General features: G+C 52.0%; 16 protein-coding genes. 4 read left to right on the top strand and 12 right to left on the bottom strand.

Annotated elements, in window-relative coordinates; translation table 11 throughout:
• Nucleotides 1–316: 316 nt before the first annotated feature.
• The 3 genes from CAFE_RS03650 to CAFE_RS03640 all read right to left on the bottom strand — a co-directional run bounded on the left by CAFE_RS03650 (nucleotide 317) and on the right by CAFE_RS03640 (nucleotide 2662).
• The gene (locus CAFE_RS03650; RefSeq protein ID WP_156989799.1) at nucleotides 317–835 is read right to left on the bottom strand and encodes an HAD-IIIA family hydrolase; all 519 of its coding nucleotides are present in this window, start codon (nucleotides 833–835) and stop codon (nucleotides 317–319) included.
• Nucleotides 836–900: 65 nt separating this feature from the next.
• The gene (locus tag CAFE_RS03645; RefSeq protein WP_156989798.1) at nucleotides 901–1485 is read right to left on the bottom strand and encodes a P-loop nucleotide/nucleoside kinase family protein; all 585 of its coding nucleotides are present in this window, start codon (nucleotides 1483–1485) and stop codon (nucleotides 901–903) included.
• A gap of 280 nt (nucleotides 1486–1765) precedes the next feature.
• Nucleotides 1766–2662, bottom strand: coding sequence for a LysR substrate-binding domain-containing protein (locus CAFE_RS03640; RefSeq protein ID WP_066643982.1), 897 nt, complete (start codon nucleotides 2660–2662; stop codon nucleotides 1766–1768).
• Between the two features lie 245 nt (nucleotides 2663–2907).
• On the opposite strand from CAFE_RS03640, the gene CAFE_RS03635 reads away from it, so the two are divergent.
• Nucleotides 2908–4116: an MFS transporter gene (locus CAFE_RS03635; RefSeq protein ID WP_139104026.1), complete on the top strand. Its 1209-nt coding sequence runs from the start codon at nucleotides 2908–2910 to the stop codon at nucleotides 4114–4116.
• A gap of 21 nt (nucleotides 4117–4137) precedes the next feature.
• Nucleotides 4138–5472: an acetyl-CoA hydrolase/transferase family protein gene (locus CAFE_RS03630; RefSeq protein ID WP_156989797.1), complete on the top strand. Its 1335-nt coding sequence runs from the start codon at nucleotides 4138–4140 to the stop codon at nucleotides 5470–5472.
• Nucleotides 5473–5585: 113 nt separating this feature from the next.
• Here CAFE_RS03630 and CAFE_RS20450 read toward each other — a convergent pair whose 3' ends face one another.
• From CAFE_RS20450 to CAFE_RS03610, 4 genes are read right to left on the bottom strand one after another with little or no spacing between them, the layout of a single operon-like run.
• Complete coding sequence (locus CAFE_RS20450; RefSeq protein WP_207708859.1) at nucleotides 5586–6170, bottom strand: SGNH/GDSL hydrolase family protein; 585 nt, start codon at nucleotides 6168–6170, stop codon at nucleotides 5586–5588.
• Nucleotides 6167–6934, bottom strand: coding sequence for a glucosamine-6-phosphate deaminase (gene nagB / locus CAFE_RS03620; RefSeq protein ID WP_066643985.1), 768 nt, complete (start codon nucleotides 6932–6934; stop codon nucleotides 6167–6169). The genes CAFE_RS20450 and nagB overlap by 4 nt, the downstream gene beginning before the upstream one ends.
• 47 nt (nucleotides 6935–6981) lie before the next feature.
• The gene (locus tag CAFE_RS03615) at nucleotides 6982–7677 is read right to left on the bottom strand and encodes an N-acetylmannosamine-6-phosphate 2-epimerase (protein ID WP_066643986.1); all 696 of its coding nucleotides are present in this window, start codon (nucleotides 7675–7677) and stop codon (nucleotides 6982–6984) included.
• Nucleotides 7678–7691: 14 nt separating this feature from the next.
• Nucleotides 7692–9251, bottom strand: a complete 1560-nt coding sequence (locus CAFE_RS03610) for a DUF4127 family protein (RefSeq protein ID WP_156989796.1) — start codon at nucleotides 9249–9251, stop codon at nucleotides 7692–7694.
• Nucleotides 9252–9625: 374 nt separating this feature from the next.
• On the opposite strand from CAFE_RS03610, the gene CAFE_RS03605 reads away from it, so the two are divergent.
• Entirely contained in the window at nucleotides 9626–10543 is a 918-nt protein-coding gene (locus CAFE_RS03605) for an ROK family protein (RefSeq protein WP_066643988.1), read from the top strand.
• Nucleotides 10533–11390: a MurR/RpiR family transcriptional regulator gene (locus CAFE_RS03600; protein WP_066643989.1), complete on the top strand. Its 858-nt coding sequence runs from the start codon at nucleotides 10533–10535 to the stop codon at nucleotides 11388–11390. Before CAFE_RS03605 ends, CAFE_RS03600 begins: the two co-directional genes overlap by 11 nt.
• Nucleotides 11391–11468: 78 nt before the next feature.
• On the opposite strand, the gene CAFE_RS03595 is transcribed toward CAFE_RS03600, so the two are convergent.
• The 5 genes from CAFE_RS03595 to CAFE_RS03575 all read right to left on the bottom strand — a co-directional run bounded on the left by CAFE_RS03595 (nucleotide 11469) and on the right by CAFE_RS03575 (nucleotide 17156).
• Nucleotides 11469–13373 carry a beta-N-acetylhexosaminidase gene (locus CAFE_RS03595; RefSeq protein WP_156989795.1) on the bottom strand — a complete coding sequence of 635 codons (1905 nt, stop codon included), beginning with the start codon at nucleotides 13371–13373 and terminating at the stop codon, nucleotides 11469–11471.
• Between the two features lie 79 nt (nucleotides 13374–13452).
• Nucleotides 13453–14397, bottom strand: coding sequence for a hypothetical protein (locus tag CAFE_RS03590; protein WP_156989794.1), 945 nt, complete (start codon nucleotides 14395–14397; stop codon nucleotides 13453–13455).
• A gap of 14 nt (nucleotides 14398–14411) precedes the next feature.
• The gene (locus CAFE_RS03585; RefSeq protein ID WP_066643992.1) at nucleotides 14412–15215 is read right to left on the bottom strand and encodes a hypothetical protein; all 804 of its coding nucleotides are present in this window, start codon (nucleotides 15213–15215) and stop codon (nucleotides 14412–14414) included.
• Between the two features lie 29 nt (nucleotides 15216–15244).
• Nucleotides 15245–16177: a hypothetical protein gene (locus CAFE_RS03580; protein ID WP_066643993.1), complete on the bottom strand. Its 933-nt coding sequence runs from the start codon at nucleotides 16175–16177 to the stop codon at nucleotides 15245–15247.
• A 16-nt stretch (nucleotides 16178–16193) separates the two neighbouring features.
• Nucleotides 16194–17156, bottom strand: coding sequence for a GNAT family N-acetyltransferase (locus CAFE_RS03575; RefSeq protein WP_156989793.1), 963 nt, complete (start codon nucleotides 17154–17156; stop codon nucleotides 16194–16196).

Below are 17156 nucleotides of genomic sequence, written 5' to 3'. Positions count from 1 at the left end.
TCCTCAAGCTGCGCGCTGGCAAGCCGTACCGGATCATCCTGCGGTATTGTTATTTCCATATCCATTGGGAGCGTCAACTGTTGATTTTTTCGCTCAAATCTGTTATGCTCTAAGAGCTTTTTATTTTTTTTCACAACTAAATTTTAAAGCAAAAAGCCGGAGCTGCCAATACCTTTTCGTATGGTTGCTCCGACTTTTTTTTCGTGCCGTTTTGCAACGGCCCCATCTTGAAAAAAGCCCCGTAAGGGGACGGACGTTTGACTTTAAATCCGACAAGCGCAAGAGTTTCCGGAACACGGGAACCGGAAGCATCTTATCATGCATGATTAAGAATCCATCGGACAGCGTCCAGCAAATCCTCCGCTATATAGGCGGCCCTATCAGGATTCCATTGATTGGAATACAGGCCCATTGCTCCGTTACCCGCGCCGGTTCTTACCAGTATCACTTTTGTGCCTGCACTTATCCCGGAAGCCATATCGCTCCACCTGTCACCAATTACAAAGCACTCGGAAAGTTGTAAATGATACTTTATTTCCATTTGATTGATCATATATGCGCTAGGTTTCCGACATTTGCAATGGTCGACCGGTCTATGAGGACAAATACAAAGATCATCGAATCCCAGAGAGTTGAGCTCTGTTTCAAAATCTTTATAGGCTACTTTTCCCTCTGAAAGATCCGGTTGATTTGTAAAGGCAAACAATTTATATCCTTTATTTTTCAGCAGATCAATCGCTTTTCTGGAAAATGGAAATAGTTTAAACTCTTGTGGGAATGTAACTTCATCTCCGCCGCCGATGGTTCCGTCACGATCTATAAAAACCGCTTTCATTTTTTCTCCTGTGTTTTATCGTGTTCAATCAAAATATCGAAACAAGTTCAAACTTTCTCCATTCTTCAAGACTCAAGAATTCCAAGTATTTCTATCATGGATTGATTATATTCGTCGTCTGAGGAATTTTTGAAAACTAATAAATCGTCTTTGCAGGACGGATCGTCGAGTTCTTTGGGAATGTTGAAATTTACCCCCGCAATATATTGATCCCAGTTGGCAAGTTTCCATGAATTCCTGTCACTGTTCCGCTGAATCATTCTCTGCTTGACCACTTCAACGTCTGTCTGCACCCAGATCACGATCAATTTCGCATTCTTCCGCCTGAGTTTTTCTCTCAGGTGATCCATGTAGCTTTTGTCCCGGACTTCTTTTGTAAAAGGAGCGTTAATCAGGACAATATCATCGTATTCCAATGCTTCAAGCGCAAGATCAATAATAGCGGCGTATTCATAATCTCTGATATTCTTTTTAAAAAACTCAGAACTTCTGTTGTACTCCTCGTTCGCAACGGCAAAAATCTGTTTGGACAGCACAATGAGCGTATCCTTGTCCAGATAAACAACATGCTTCAGATTTGTTGCAAGCTTCCTCGAGATATAAGTTTTCCCGCAGGCCGGCGGAGACGTGACAAGGATCAGCTCTTTCATATTTTTACCTCTTCCTGTCTGTTTTTGCTCGAATTTAGTTCATAACGCTCAATTTGCTTCATGTTCCATAAAGAAACAATTTTATGAAAGCAGCAGGCCGCATTTGCCGGCTGCAAGAATTTCAGGAATCAACGCAGGCCGTTTTAACGGCTGTCACGAAAACACGTTGAATGCTGTTTTTCCTTAAAAACACAAAACCGGCGCATTTGTGAACACGCTTACAGCCGGTTGTTCCCGGGCCATTTCCAGAAGGGAAAAAGACGAGCCGCTCCAATTTCTTTCAGGTTGGCAAATGGGACTGCTTCGATTGTTTGCAAATTTTTAAAAAGCGCTGCATGGGAACGGTCAGAAACTTATCCGTGCGGTAAATAATGGAGAGCGCCCAGGGAAATTCCGGATTTTTCAGATGGAGCTGACACAAACGGTTGGCATACAGCTTGTCAATCAAGGGCTTTGGCAAAATGCTGACGCCCTGATTATTTGCAACCATTTCCAGGATCAAATCCCACTGAGAGCTTTCAAACACGATGTTTGGCGTAAAGCCCGCCGCTTTGCAGCGCTCCAGCATTACATCGTAATACATATAGTCCGGAGAAACCATTAACAGACGCTCCGACCGCAAAGATCCAAAATCAACGCTGTGTTTCGCGGCAAGAGGATGCTGCTTGGGGACAACCAGAACGGCCTCTGAGGAAAAAACAGTTTGACTGTAAAACTTACTGTCTGAAAACGGTTCGATGACTACGCCCAAGTCGAGCGTTCCGTCATCGACCAAATCCCTGATCAATTTAGAGGTAATCTCCGTAATCTGTAAGTCGGTTTCCGGATAGGCCTGACGAAATTGATAAATCAGCGAAGAAAAATAGATGGTTCCGGCGGAGGGAGGAAGCCCGAGAGTCAGGGTACCGCCTGCACAACGCAGTTTTTCCTCCAGCTGCTGCGTCTGTTCATGATAATAGTCCAGCAAATTGGTTGCGTATTCGTAAAATGCCAAACCGTCCTGCGTAATCAGAAGATCTTTCGAACGCCGTCCGATGAATTCCGCCTGAAATTCATTCTCAAGTGCGCGAATGGCTTTGCTTAGGGTCGATTGGCTGACGAAAAGTTTCTCAGCCGCTTTTGTAAAACTGCGTCGTTTTACAACTTCCACATAGTAAGCTAGCTGAACCATTGTCATTGGAAATTTCCTTCTCAATTATTATTTTCTTTTTTATTATACTTGAAAATTGTTTAATTGCAATTCTAAAATCACTGAATAAGGTTTTTTGTATGAATTTGATTCATACGGGTATGAATTTTTTGTATTTTTGTTCCGAAAAACGCCGTGTTATAATAATAAGCGGAGAGATTGCTTGGCCAAAGCAGACAAAATTGAATGAACTGCTTGTGTGCGGCCGTATGCAAGCGAGAGGAGCGATCGTTGTGCAAGCGCAAGAGAAAAAAGTATCTTCCGCGAGAGCCATTTTAATTGAAATGGTGATGTTTTTTACATACGCTTTCTTTGCCGTGAACTGGGTCGCCGGCAGTACGCTTACCCCGCAGATTATGAAGTATTTTAATTTGCAGTCGTTTGCGTCGGCAACCTTTATTTCAAACGCCATTACCATTGCCAAAATCATCGGTAACTTTATGGCTGCCGGAATTCTAGTCAAGCTGTTGCCAAAAAAGGCGATCGGCTTGGGTTCCGGGCTTATTGTGGCCGGCAGCGTGATGGCTGTTCTGGCCCCGCAGTATTGGATGTTTATTTTAGGACGTTTTCTTATGGGCTTTGGCGGCGCGCTGTATGTGGTTTATTTCAACCCCGTTGTCATTCACTTTTTTGCCCCGGAAAAGCGCCCGACGGTCAATGCGTTTAATAACGTGGCCTACAATGTCGGAGGGATCATCGCCATGCTGATCGTCGGACCGGTAATCCGCTGGTTGCAGACCTGGCAGTACAGCATGGCATTCTTTGCGGTAATCAGCGCCATACTGTTCCTTGCTTGGCCGGCTTTGGGAGAGGATTTTGAGCTGAACCGTTCCGCTGCCGGGGACACGGAAAAATACACCTTAAGAGATGCGCTCAAGGAAAAAATCAACTGGTTATTGCCTCTTACCTATTCCGGACTGCTTACCTTTTACATTGTACTGCTGAATATTTTCCCAATCTCCGGCGTAACGGCAATCAGTTCTAAAACACTCAGTACTTTGGTAGCCGTCGGCGGTGTCGTCGGCTCTTTGCTGGCAATAGTCCTTTCGAAGGTATACTTTAAACGCCTGCCTGTAATCCGTTGGAGCGGCCTTGCCATGACATTGTTCGGCGCGTTGATGTTTCACGCAAAAAACGACGTTCTTTCGGTGATTGCCGCTTTCGCCATCGGCGTTGTCATGTTCCTGCCCGTCACCTCCCTTGTGTTGATTCCGCAGGAATTGCCGAATATGTCCCCTGCAAAGTTAACGACCATTATGGGCCTGTTCTGGGCATTGTCCTACGTAATCGAATCGGTTGCGTTTTATCTGATTGGCATTGCAATCGACAAAGCCGGGTATTCGGTTGGACTGACCATCGCGCTGGTACTGAGTGCAACCTTCTTCGTGGGATCGTTCTTTCTCACGGAAACAGGGCGCGCAGCAAAGAAAAAAAATCAGTGAATTCAGAAAGGAGCTCTTTTCATGAAAACGTTTGAAGAATTATACCGGGAGAAAAAAATGACCGCCGAACAGGCGCTGGAATTGATTCAGGATAACGATTATATGTTTTCGTCTCAAGCGGCCGGGGAACCGGAAGCGATTCTTGAAAAATTACAGCACCTGAAAAAAACCGGCGTAAAAAACACGGTTCTGAACACCTGCCTGCCCCTGAAGTATTACGAGGCCTTCAAAGACCCGGAAATGAAGGGGATTATGGCGCATAACGGATGGTTTTTCAGCGCCGGTCTGCGCGATGCGCAGACGAAAAAGCTGGTGAGCGATGTGCCCCAAAGCTCCACCTCCATTCTGCGCAAAACCCTCGACCGCATCGCTTACGAAAAGCGCCGTCCCGTGTTGCTGGCCACAGTGTCCCCCATGGACCGGCACGGCTATATGTCCCTTTCCGTCAGCGCGATTTATGAGCGCGACATCATCAACAAAGGGGCGTTGGTCCTTGTAGAGGTGAACCCCAATTACCCCCGTACTTTCGGTGACACACAGGTTCATATTTCAGAGGTTGCCGCGGTTGTGGAATCCGACCGCCCCATTTTCAAAAGCAAAGTGGGTCAATACACCGAAACAGACGCGGCAATCGGCAAATATGTTGCTTCTCTGATTGAGGACGGCTCTACGATTCAGCTGGGAATCGGCAATATTCCGAACGCGGTGGCAACGGAGCTGAAAAGTAAGCACCACTTGGGAATCCACACGGAAATGTTTACCGAAACCATGGTGGATTTGATCGAATGCGGCGCAGTAGACAATTCTCAAAAAGGTCTGCTCAACGGTTACTCGGTATGCTCTTTCACAATGGGCAGTCAGAGGCTGTACGATTTCATTGACAACAATCCCTCTGTTCTGTTCAAATCCTGTACCTTTACCAACGACCCGTTCACCATCAGGAAAAACAACAAATTTGTCTCGGTGAATGCCACGCTGGAAATCGATTTGACCGGACAGTGCGCTTCGGAAACGGTCGGCCACGTCCAGTGGTCCGGTACGGGCGGACAGTCGGAAACCGTGCAGGGCGCACAGATGTCTCCCGGCGGCAAGTCGATTATCGCCATGCACTCCACCTACACCACCAAAGACGAAAACGGCAAGGAGGTTCTCCACTCGAAGATTGTGCCGTTTTTACAGAAAGGCTCCGTCGTTACCACGTCCCGCAACGACACGGATTACGTGGTAACGGAATACGGTATTGCCTGGCTGCGCGGGCTAAATGTGAGCCGACGCGTCGAGGCTCTCATCAGCATTGCGCATCCGGACTTTCGCGAGGAGCTGCGCCGCCAAGCAGAATTGAATAGCATTTGGTAAAATAAGAAATTTCACTTTCCTATTGCCCCCCTGTTGTAGTTGTTTTTCTACAGCAGAGGGGCATCGTAATTGGAGAGGCTCCGCCGAAGCGGCGCCCGGAAAGCATCTCCGTTTCAGGCGTTTGCGAGCTTCTCCCGGATCAGCCCCGCCGCCTGCTCCGCACAAAGGCGGTAACCCTCTTCCGTAAGGTGAAGCCCGTCGCCGCATTTGTAGTAGTGATTCCCTTTGAGCATCAGCGCATAGAGATCGTTTACCGCAATATTTTCCTGCGCCATCAGCTTTTTTGCGGCCTCATTATATGTTTCGACCCATGAATTGTCATAGCTGATCCCCGCGCCGGTGCCGTCAAGGGCAAGCCCCCGCTCCGCCACAGGCGTCGTGGTGGCAAAAATGGCCTCGGCGCCGTTGCGGCGGATTTCGCGGATGATTCGTTTCAGAAAATGCAGATACTCGTCCACAGGGTGCATCGCCTCCGTCATCGGGGCCTCCACGTTCATATCCCAATACCCGTTGTTCCAGTGCACGACGTCGAATTTTCCGTAATTTTTAAAAAGCTGATTTGCCTGCCAAAGCGTGTAGGAAGAAAAGCGCCCGTTGTCCTCGTCGTAATAAACCTCGCATTCGCCCTCAAGCAAATCCTTTACAATCCCGTCGTAGCCCATCCGGATCGAATCCCCCAGCAAAAGCACTTTTTTCACGGCGCATTTCTCCGCTCCACACTGCCGGGGTATTTCTTCAGGACGACGGAAAGCGCCGCGTCGTCCGCCACAACCGTCACACAGGGGTGCATCTGCAGGATGGAAGCCGGAACCTCCGGCGTTACCGGGCCGAACAGAGAACGGCAGAGCACCTCGGCCTTTTCCTCGCCGCTAGCGATAAGGAGGATTTTTTTCGCCTGCATCATCGCCTTGATTCCCATGGTGACCGCAAACCTCGGAACGGCGTCCGCGCTTTCAAAAAATCTTGAGTTTGCGTCGATGGTCGCCTGCTTCAGTCGGACCTTGTGGGTCTTTTTGTCAAAGTCTTCGTTCGGTTCGTTGAATCCGATATGGCCGGTGCTCCCAATGCCGAGAAGCTGGAGGTCAATGCCGCCGAGGCTCTCGATCAGCCGATCGTATCTTTCGCACTCCGCGTCAAGGTCGGCGGCCATGCCGTCCGGCACGTTGGTATTTTCCGGCCCGATGTTGACATGGCTGAAAAAATAATTCCGCATATAGTAAGAATAGCTTCTGCTGTGGTCCGGAGGCAGCCCGACGTACTCATCCAGATTCACGCTGTGCACCCTGGAAAAATCCAGGTCGCCCTTTCCGTACCAGTCAACCAGCTGCCGGTAAACGCCGAGCGGTGTGGAGCCTGTCGCAAGTCCTAAAACGGAATCCGGTTTCAAGATCACCTGCGCAGAAATAATATTTGCCGCTTTTCGACTCATTGCCGGATAATCCGGCGCCCATAAAATATTCATTTGATCCGTCTCCTTTGTTTTTTTGTACCGGAAATTTCGCCGCTTCTTCAGCCAAATACCCGCATGGCATCGACAAAACGCCTGGTGATTTCACGGGGCCTTGTAATCGCCGTGCCGACGACCGCCGTCCAGACGCCGAGGTCAAATGCGGCGCGCAGCTGTTCCGGAGTCCAGATGCCGCCTTCCGCCACGATCGGCAGTCCCAGCGTTTCCGCATACTTTTTCATCAGATCGAAATTGGGGAGTTTTACGTCCCTGGTATACTCCGTGTAACCCGACAGGGTGGTTCCCACAAGGTCGAATCCGAGGGCTTTCGCCTCCACGCCCTCCTCATAGCAGGAGGTATCCGCCATAAAAATCCGGTCCGGGTACTTCTGTTTGACCGCCGTAAAAAATTCCCGCAGCGTCAGGCGTCCCGGCCGCATCCGCGCCGTGGCGTCGACCGCGATGATATCGGCTCCGACCTTCACAAGGCCGTCCACTTCTTTCATCGTCGGGGTCAGATAAACCTCGCTGTCCGGATAGTCCACTTTATGAAGCCCGATGATCGGAAGATCAACGGCACGCCTGATTTCGGCAATATCGTCCGGCGAGTTCGCGCGGATGCCGACCGCGCCGCCTTCCTGAGCCGCGGAAGCCATTCGCGCCATGATTTTCGGGCTGTGCAGCGGTTCTGTCTCAAGGGCCTGGCAGGACACGACCAGTCCGCCCCTCAGACGGTTCAGCACCTCGTTTTTCTTCATTGAGCATCTCTTCTTTACTCTAGAATGGATTTGATATTCTCAAGCAGGACGTGAAGATTCATATAAAACACGCCGTCCCATTGGAAGAACAAATCGTCGATCACGATGTCGGCTCCCTGATAGCTGCTTCCAAACTTTTCGCGTATCAATTTGTTCAGGCGGTCCCTGAAATATTTTTCCACTGAGGCGCGGTGCCCGCCCAGCGCAAACGGATCAATCCGCCCCTTGGTTTCCGCCAGAAAGCTGCGCAGCACATTCGCCTGATAAAGCCAGTCGCAGACGATGCTGCGCATTTTGAATTCTTCCGAAAGGCGGAATTTTTCCGCGTTCCCGAGGAAGCGGTCATAATAGCTCGCGATCACCGTCTGGGCAAGAACCACGCCGATGGTGTTCTGCGAAGTGTTCCAGCCGCCCACGGCCTGAACCTTTTTTAAGACGCCCGAAAGTGCCGCGTAGTCCATAAACTCATTTTCACAGCCGTTGCAGACGGATACCTCCGCCAAACCGACGGCCTTGCGATCGCTTCGCACGTAGTAGTCGATGTACCGAAGGAACTCATGCATATTGCTGTGGCTTGTGAAGGTAAGGTCTTTCTCGTCCTGATCCATCGACTCAATCATATATTTCCCGGGGGAATTAACCGCCAGCATACAGTCGGAGCGGTCCGAGCAGTCTTCCACAATTCCGCCTGCGGAAGTGATCTGCGACTTGATGCTTTCGTGGAGCGGGCGGTCCTCGTACAGCGGCACGACGGTCGGTCCCCACGTGGAAGAATAGCGCACATAGACCCGCGGAACATATCCCTTGATCAGGTTAAACACCCTTGTAAAGATCACGCAGCCGACCTCGTCGGCGCCCGGGTAAACAAGGACCCGGTCCATGAGCCGCCCGGCCCGCACCCTTTTTGCAATGGCGGCCTGGTCCATCGCGGCATATCCATATTCCGCCGTGTCGTCTTTCGGGATGGTCAACACGTCAAAAACGCCCTCTTTTACAAGATCGACGCAGCAAAGGTTGGTAAAGCGGTCTACTTCGCGGCGGGCTAGGAAATCGTTCAGGCACTCTTCCGGGACGGCGCCGTCCAGCCGCCGCAGCTCCGCTTTTTCCTCGTCGCTTGCGTGGCCCCGGCCAACCTTGTCGGTAAGGTAGGCAATCCGCCAGATACCTCTGCCGTATTTCGCCCAGTAATCCGGGTCTTCATGCGAATCATTGCAGGCGGCGACCCTTGCCACCAGGTTAAACGCGTGGATTTTAAGACCCGGATTGTTTTTTTTCAGCCTTCTGAAATTCTCAAGGGTCTTTTCACACTCCTCGCGGGTCCGGCGATGCGTTCTGGAATTGACGATGTTTCCGTAAACCAGGGTATCCACGGAAAGAATCGCGTATTCGCACGCCGGAGCGTTTTGAAACACCCACTGCCAGATTCTCTCGTAATCCGCCGGAATCTTCAGCTTCCCCATCATTTCGCACGGCGGCACAAGGAGCTCGATCCCATCGGTCATCTCCGCTAACAGCCGGGGGAACGCGTAGTTGCACGCTCTTTCATCCAGCGGAACGTAAAGCACTTTCCTCATATTTGCAAATCCCTTCCAAAATCATTTCGGCTTTCGGCACTGCTGTTTGATCGCTCCGCGGAAGCCGCGGGAATTTCTTTTTACAGTATAGCACGATAAAATATTTTTTCAATTATTACCGAAATATTTTTTTATTTTTTGCTTTTTGTCGCGTATTTTGCGTTATTGAAGAATATTATTAAAAATATCTCTTATAATAAAAAATATTTCTTTTATTTTTAATCTCTCCTTGCATCTTTAATAAGGATTGACAAATTTCTTTTCGTGATTTTTATCAATTTTGGGATTATTTTTCTCAGACGCAATTTAAAAAAATTTTTCAATCCCTTATAATGAAGTCAGCATTGCTATGCTGAAAGACGGAAGGTGTTTTTTTGAGAATCGCAGCTCTTGATATCGGCGGAACCGCCGTCAAATACTGCCTGTATGACAGCCGGTGCGGCTTTGTAAAAGAGGACGTCCGCGAGACGCCGACGAACGCGGAACTCGGCGGGAAGGCCGTGCTGGAACAGGCGATGAACCTCGCTGCCGAACGGAAGTGCTTTGACGCAATCGCAGTCAGCACCGCGGGCCAGGTAAATCCGGAGACCGGAGCTATCATTTACGCGACCGACAACATTCCGGGCTACACCGGAATACAGCTGAAAAGGGAGCTTGAAACGCGGTTCCGCGTTCCCGCTTTCGTGGAAAACGACGTAAACGCCGCGGCGCTCGGCGAAGCGGCCGCAGGGGCCGGACGCGAATACGGCTCTTTTCTGTGCCTTACCTACGGGACCGGAATCGGCGGCGCCATTATTCTGAACCGCGAGGTTTACCGCGGCAGTTCCTTTTCCGCCGGTGAAATGGGGCACATGATCACCCACGCCGGCGGGCTGCCGTGTACCTGCGGGAACCGCGGATGCTATGAGCAATATGCCTCCGCTTCCGCGCTGATCCGCTCGGTTCGGGAACAAACCGGCAGGAACCTAAACGGCAGGGAGATCTTCAAACTGCTGAAAAGCGATTCCCGCATCGAGCGCGCGGTCTCCGTCTGGATCGACGAAATTCTCTACGGGCTTGTTTCCCTGATCTATATTTTCAATCCGCCGGCCGTCATTTTAGGCGGCGGAATCATGAACGAAGACCTTCTCTGCGACAGCGTCCGGCAGCGGATCGGCGGTCTTCTCATGCCAAGCTACCGCGGAGTTGAAATTTTAAAAGCTTCTCTTGGAAACACCGCCGGATTGCAAGGCGCGATTTGGCTGGCGGAAAGAAGCCTGAAGGAAAGAGGTCGTGTCGATCATGCTGTATGACATATTTGCAAAAATCAAGTCGTGCGACAAAGTGTTTACCAAGGCCGAACGCAAGGTGGCCAATTTTGTGCTGGAGTTCCCGCGGGAAGCCCTTTATATGTCGATTACGGACCTGGCGTCCCGCTGCGGTGTCGGCGACACCTCGGTTTTCCGTTTCTGCAAAACCCTGAAGCTCAACGGGTACCAGGATTTCAAAATGACGCTCGCGCAGTCGCTGAGCAGCAGCGAAGGCGCATACAGCATGACTCTCTCCGACGAAATCAATCTCGGAGACTCCACGGACGAGGTCTGCCGAAAGCTGCTGCGCACCGATATCGACGCTCTGAACCAAACGCTGGACAGGATGGACCCGAACGATATCCAGCGGGCGGTGGATATGATTAAAAACGCGCGCATGATTCATTTTTTCGGCGTTGGCTCCTCCGGCATCACGGCGCTTGAGGCGAAAAATAAATTCGCGCGGATCCTGCCCAACGTCGCCTCCGCTCAGGATTCCCACATGCAGGCCATGTCCTCCGCCCTGCTGAACGAGCACGACCTTGCGATCGCCTTCTCCTATTCCGGCTCCACGAAAGACGTTCTCGAGATTTTAAAGCGCGCGAAGCAGAATAAAGCCAAAACGATCTGCGTCACCCATTACGCGGAATCCCCCATGACCGCTTACGCCGACATCGTCCTGCTGTGCAGCGCGAACGAAGGGCCGTTCCAGGGCGGATCCCTCTCCGCGAAAGTCGCCCAACTTTACCTGCTCGACGTGTTGTATACGGAATATTTCAAGCAGAATTTTGCCATATGCGACTACAATAAAAAGCTTACGACCCAATCCATTGCTTCTAAGCTTCTGTAGCCGCGGCCCTTTTCGCGGGCCGGTCATCCCCGAAGCGCGGGCGGAATACTTGTGTATTCCGCCCGCGCTTCGTCTTTGCTACAGGTGCGCAAGGGTATTCTGCGAAACAATTTTACGGTATGAATTGCAGCAAACGTATACCTCGTCGGAGAAGTCGCCCTCCGTAAACGGAAGCGGATCCTCCTCCAGCTCTTCCACGGCAGAGATTCTGTGACCGAGGTAATCGGCCAGGCGCGCCGTCGCCGTATCGATGCGGCCGGCAAGCCCGCCGAGACGAATATCCATGATCTCGAACCCCTGCCCTTTGTTTTCGTAAAACCAGACCCGCGCGAACCGCTTTTTAAACGTCAGTACATCCTCTTTCAGACGCGGCAGGGTCGTTTGAACGATTTCTCTCAGTTTTTCGTCGTCCCTTCCCCGGTACGCGCTGCGAATCTCGGAACCCAACGCGGCCTTTTGGGCCAGCACGCGCGCAAGGGAGGCATACATGCGAAACAGGCGGGAATAGCGGCCCGCCCTCCCCGCAATTTCCAGCAGGCGCTTTTCGCACGCGGTATAGTGGGATGCAATTTCCGGCTTGTCGAAATACCGGTCAAGAGCGCCGAGCAAAAGGTCCTGATAAAGAATCTGCTTGGACGGATTGCGCGTTTTCAGGTTCGGATTTTCACAGTCGGGGAGAATGTCAAGCTGTTCTATCTCGCAAAAATCGCCGAGGGAAAGCCCCGTCAGGAATTCGCACCGGCGGCTGACGGCGGCTTTGTCGGAAGGTTCGCCGAAGCAGCGCTCGCCAAACAGGATGATGCCGGGCAGAATTGTCTCGACCGGCGTCTCCGCACCGTCGTCGGCCCACGCCGTCGCCATGATTTCGCTGACCCTGTGCCGTTCGCACGCGGCAAGCGCGGCGTTTGAGGAGACAAAGGTTTTGGAATAGCCCGGCACAAATCCCATCCAGCGCCACACTCCGCCGGCAAAAATAATCCGGTTGGGAAAGCCGTCCCGCATGGCCAGCAGCTCATCATATTCCTTTTCCCTGTCGTGGTAGTAATCCCAGAAGACAAGGCTCATGTTTTCCGGCACCCGCGCAATGTCCTCCCGGCTCAGCCGGATATCCGTGTTGTAATACTCGTGATTGAAGTCATGCGTGCGGTAAAACATGTCGTCGCACATGATCGGAGACATCCCGTATTTCCTGACAATCCCGTTCACGCGGTTCAGGTGCCGCAGCATCAGCTGAAACTGGTTTTCAAACCCGTGCTTTCTCAGGTAGGCGCCGGTCCCGAGCGCCATTGCTTCATCCATGCCGATATTGATCTTCTTCGTACGGAACGTGCGGTCCATTGTCGCAATCATCGCTTCGATCAGTCGGTAGGTTTCCTCTTCCCCGACAAGCAAAATGTCGTCGGTATCCCTCATCGATGCGGCATAGCCCCACTGAAGCGCGTTTTTCAGGTGTGCGAGCGTCTGAATCCAAGGAACGGCCTCAATGCCGAGGGAGTGCGCAAAGCCGTCGATCTCCCTGAGTTCGTTCAGGGAATACCGGCCGCGCAGATAACCGAAATACGGGTAACCCGGCAGTTCGTAGGTGTCTTCCATGTACAGGTAGCAGCGATTGTGCCCCGCCAAAGCCATGAAACACAGCAGCCGTTTCAGCTCGTCTACCGTGCACACGGCGTTTCGGGAAAGGTCGAACATCGTGGAGCATCCCTCAAAGCGCGCGGTCTCCTGCTTTTGAAAGTCCCGTTGAGTCCTGTGCTGCAGCAAGATGGAAAGCGCACGAAAAAACGCGGCCGTTTCCCGGTACGCGATGTGCAGCCCGTTTTTCGTGCCGACCCTGAGGGAAACCGGAGCGTCTTCCCCAAGGCGCTCCACAGCGATGCTGATTTTCTCCTCCTCCGGCACGCCGGGGAAAGAATAATACTTCAGAAGGTTTTTCAGGCCCGGTTCCACCTCTCGGGAAACGCCTGACAGCTGAATGTTCGTCATGCCGCTCGCCCTTTCTCATTGTTGGATTCCATCCGGGTCGGAAACGGGGCAAATAAAGATTCCGCCCGCCGCGGACCGGTCAGCGATTCATATTCAGGTCGATTTTCGTTTCGGAGTCCTTTTTGATCTGTGTCACCGTCGTGGTCACATATGAAATGCAGCTCGTCTTGTCGGGCCACATATACCGGTCCGCCGTGCGGTCCGCCGTCCACGGACGGCTTCCGGAATCGTTGTAGAGACAAAGGTCCGAGCCGACGATGTTTTTCATATATAGATCTTCATCCGTGTTGTAAAGGGTGATCTGCTCCCAGTCGGTCGACGGCACCTTTTTTGTGTCCAGACGGACATCCTCGGGAAAATCCATTGCGTAGTCCTGGTAAACCGCCAGGTTGCCGCCGTCTTTTTTCGCATAGTACAGCGTAAAGGTCTTGGAATCGACCTGCCTGTTTTTCTCCGTCACGTCGAAAATCGTGAGCGTGACCTGTTCGTCCTTTTGGGAGGCATCCAGCACAAGCTTATAATCGTGGGTCATATCCAGTTCTACCGAAGACTCCCACCACTGGTCCTCATCCGGCGGGACGGAGTAGCGGTTGACGCAGGCGTGGCATTTGCCGGTGCTCCCGATGAAGCCGAGGCCGGCGTCGATGCAGTTTACCCACTGATTTTCCTTGCCGTTGTAGACATCCATGCCGAGGAAAGCATACCCGTTCAGGCTTTTTCCGTCGCTTTTGCGCACAAGGTTCACTTTCATCCGGCTGACCTTGATCACCTGAGAAGCCTTGTTGTACCCTTCTTTTGAATAGACGACGTAAGCCGGCCCGTCGTTGTCCCCCATCTTATCGCCGTTGTTCTCCCAGGTCATATTCGTCCATAAGCCGTTCGTTTCGCTGCTGACGCCGGAAGAAACCGATTTGGATGCCGCCGCGAGACTCTCCGTCGCCGCGGAATTCCCCGAGCAGGAGGACAAATAGAGAAGGCAGGCCGCCCCAAGCATCAGTGTTTTCAGCTTTACTTTCTGTCGCATACAAACGCTCCCCTTCACCGGTTCATATCCAGCTCAATGATCAGCTCGCGGTCCTTTTGCACGTTATAAACCGTTGTGCAGACATAATTGATTTTTCTTGTCCGGTCCGGCCACAGAAAGCGCTCTTCGGTGCATTCCTCCGTCCACGGGCGGCTTCCGGACGGGCCATAAAGCGTCGCTTCCGAAATTCGGATATTTTTCAGGTAAAGATTCTCGTTCTCATTGTATGCCATCACATGATCCCAGTCCCTGAAATCATGCTCCCGCTTGTCGTCGCAGACGTCATCCGGGAAATCAATCGCGTAATCCTGATAATAAGCCGTGTTGCTTCCATCCGGAAGAGTTCCCTTCATAGGAAAGCTTTTGCTGTCTACGGTTTTGTTTCCCGCGGTCATGTCAATGATTGTGAGTTTCAGCCAATTCGCTTTTTCAGAGGTATCCAGAACAATTTCGAAATCGTGCGTCCGGTCAAGTTCTTCCTGCGATTCCCACCAGGATTTCTCACCGTCCTCTACCATAAAGCGGTTTACAAACGCGTGAAATCCGCAGTCAGACCCTCGAAAGGCAAGGCCGGCGTCCGCGCAGTTCCTCCATTCGCCCGTTGCCCCGTCATAAACATCTATGCCGAGAAACAGGTACGCGTTCACCGTTTTTCCGTCGCTCCTGCGGACAAGGTTTTGTTGAATCCCGCCAACCGCGACCGCTTCGGACGCCTTATAATAGCCCTTATTGGAATAGACCACATAGGCCGGACCGTCGTTGTCGCCGACTTTGCCGCTGTGATTTTCCCATGTAAGATTTGTAAAAATCTGATCCATACCGTTCGGCCTTTCTTTTGGTAATCATGTTAATGGTTCAGGTCAATATTCACGGTTTCTTCGTAATCTTTCCGAACTGATTGCAGCGTAATGCAGGGATATTGAATTCCGGTTGCTTTCGTTGGCCAGAGGAAACGGTCTTTGGTGCGGTCCGCCGTCCACGGATGGCTGCCGGAGGCATCGTAAAGAGCCGCATCCTTCAAAACGGCATTTTTAAAATAGAGCCCCTCGCCGGTGTTGTACTTCAGCACTTCCGCGTAATCCGTGCTGGCCCGCCCCGCAGGATCCATGCAGATGTCCGGCGGAAACGCCATTGAAACGCAGTCGTAGTAAGAGGTCGTGCTGCCGTCTGCTTTCGAGTAATAAAGGCCCAATGTCTTGGAATCGACCATTTTGTCCCCCGCCGTCACATCAAAAACACGCAGGGTGATCTGCTCGTCTTTCTGCGAGGAATCCAAAACCAGCCTGTAGTCGTGGGTTTCGTCGAGATTCACGGAGGATTCCCACCATTTCGATTCGTCCGGGTCGGCCAGGTAGCGGTTTGCGCAGGCATGCCACTTTCCGCCGTTGCCGGAGCGGAGCAGGCCGGCATCCACGCAGTTGGTCCACTGTGTTCCGCCGCGGTAGACGTCGATGCCAAGGAACGCATAAGCGTTGATAAATTTTCCGTCGGATTTTCGGTCCAGATTTGTTTTCGCCCTGCTGAGGCAGAAAACCGCCGAAGCCTTTCGGTAGCCGACCTTCGAGTAGACGGAATAGCCGGGGCCGTCCTCGGGGCCGTCCTTAATCCCGCTGTTCGTCCAGTGCAGATTATCCTGCGGAACCTCCGCGGCGGACGAAGAGGAGGAAGTCCCCGGTTGAGAGCCGTTTTCCGCCGGTGAAACGACGCCCGCTTTTCCGGAGCAGGCCGTGCAGAAAAGCAAAAAGGCAAGGCAAATGCTTGCCAACCCCAACTTTTTCAAGCAATCCCCACCTTTTTTACAACTCTTTATACGCCGCCAGATAAGTCCTCCACGGCTGAAAACCGAACTGCCCGTAAAAATCTTTCAAAACCGTCCAGTCTATATTTACATTGTGGGCGCCCCCGCGCTGCAGATGTTTTAACGCGTCGCGGAGAAGGCGTGCGCCGAGCCCCTTGCCCCGCGCGGCCTCCGAAATTCCGATCGGACCCAAAGCGCCCCAGCTTTTCCCAAGCTGCGAATTGAACTCGCCGTTTCTCCCGTCGTGATTCACATGCACTTTACAGAACCCGCAGACTTCGCGGCCTCTGCGAAGCAAAAGAATTTCGCCGGGATCGCCCCCGCTTTCAAGATGACGCATGACTTCAAATTTCCATCTTCCGGGAAACTCCCGGTCGAAAAAGCGCCTCATTTCAGGGAAATCAAGCTCCGTCGCGGGACTCGTGACAAAATCGGACGTCTCATTCATCGGAACGCCGACCCGGTCAAAGTCAATTCTTGACACGTCCGAGGAAAGGTCGTAGTGCCTCACGTCGTTCAGGACAAAGCCAAGCGATTGAAAAAACCGCTCCGTTTCCGGCTCCGGTTCCGGGATACCGGAAAAAAAATTGTGCATCTCACCGCCCGAAATCACCGTGCGGACGCCGCTCTTTTTCAGCTCTGCTTCGGCCCGGCGGTACAAAAAGCCGCCGAATCCCCGCCTTCTGCAGTCCACGTCCGTTACCAGAGAGCTGAGCCAGGCAGTCCGGTAATACTCCGGTAAAATTCCGTCCGAAATTTTCGTGGCAACCGCCGCAATGATGCCGTCCTCCCCGCGCAGCGCCAGCGTGCCCGGAACAAATAGATCCCCGTCTTGTACCGTTTTTTTCATCAGCCAAAACTCCGTCACATGAAACGCTTCCGGAAAGTTCCGGTTCCACAAAGCGGCGATTTCCGGGATGTTCCGCTCACTCCACGGTTCCAACGAAACCTTTTTTTGCAC

Origin of the sequence: Caproicibacter fermentans (assembly GCF_009746625.1) — a bacterium.
GTDB lineage: Bacteria > Bacillota > Clostridia > Oscillospirales > Acutalibacteraceae > Caproicibacter > Caproicibacter fermentans.
Note: the sequence above shows the minus strand (reverse complement) of the source record. Positions and strands in the feature narration are given on the sequence as shown.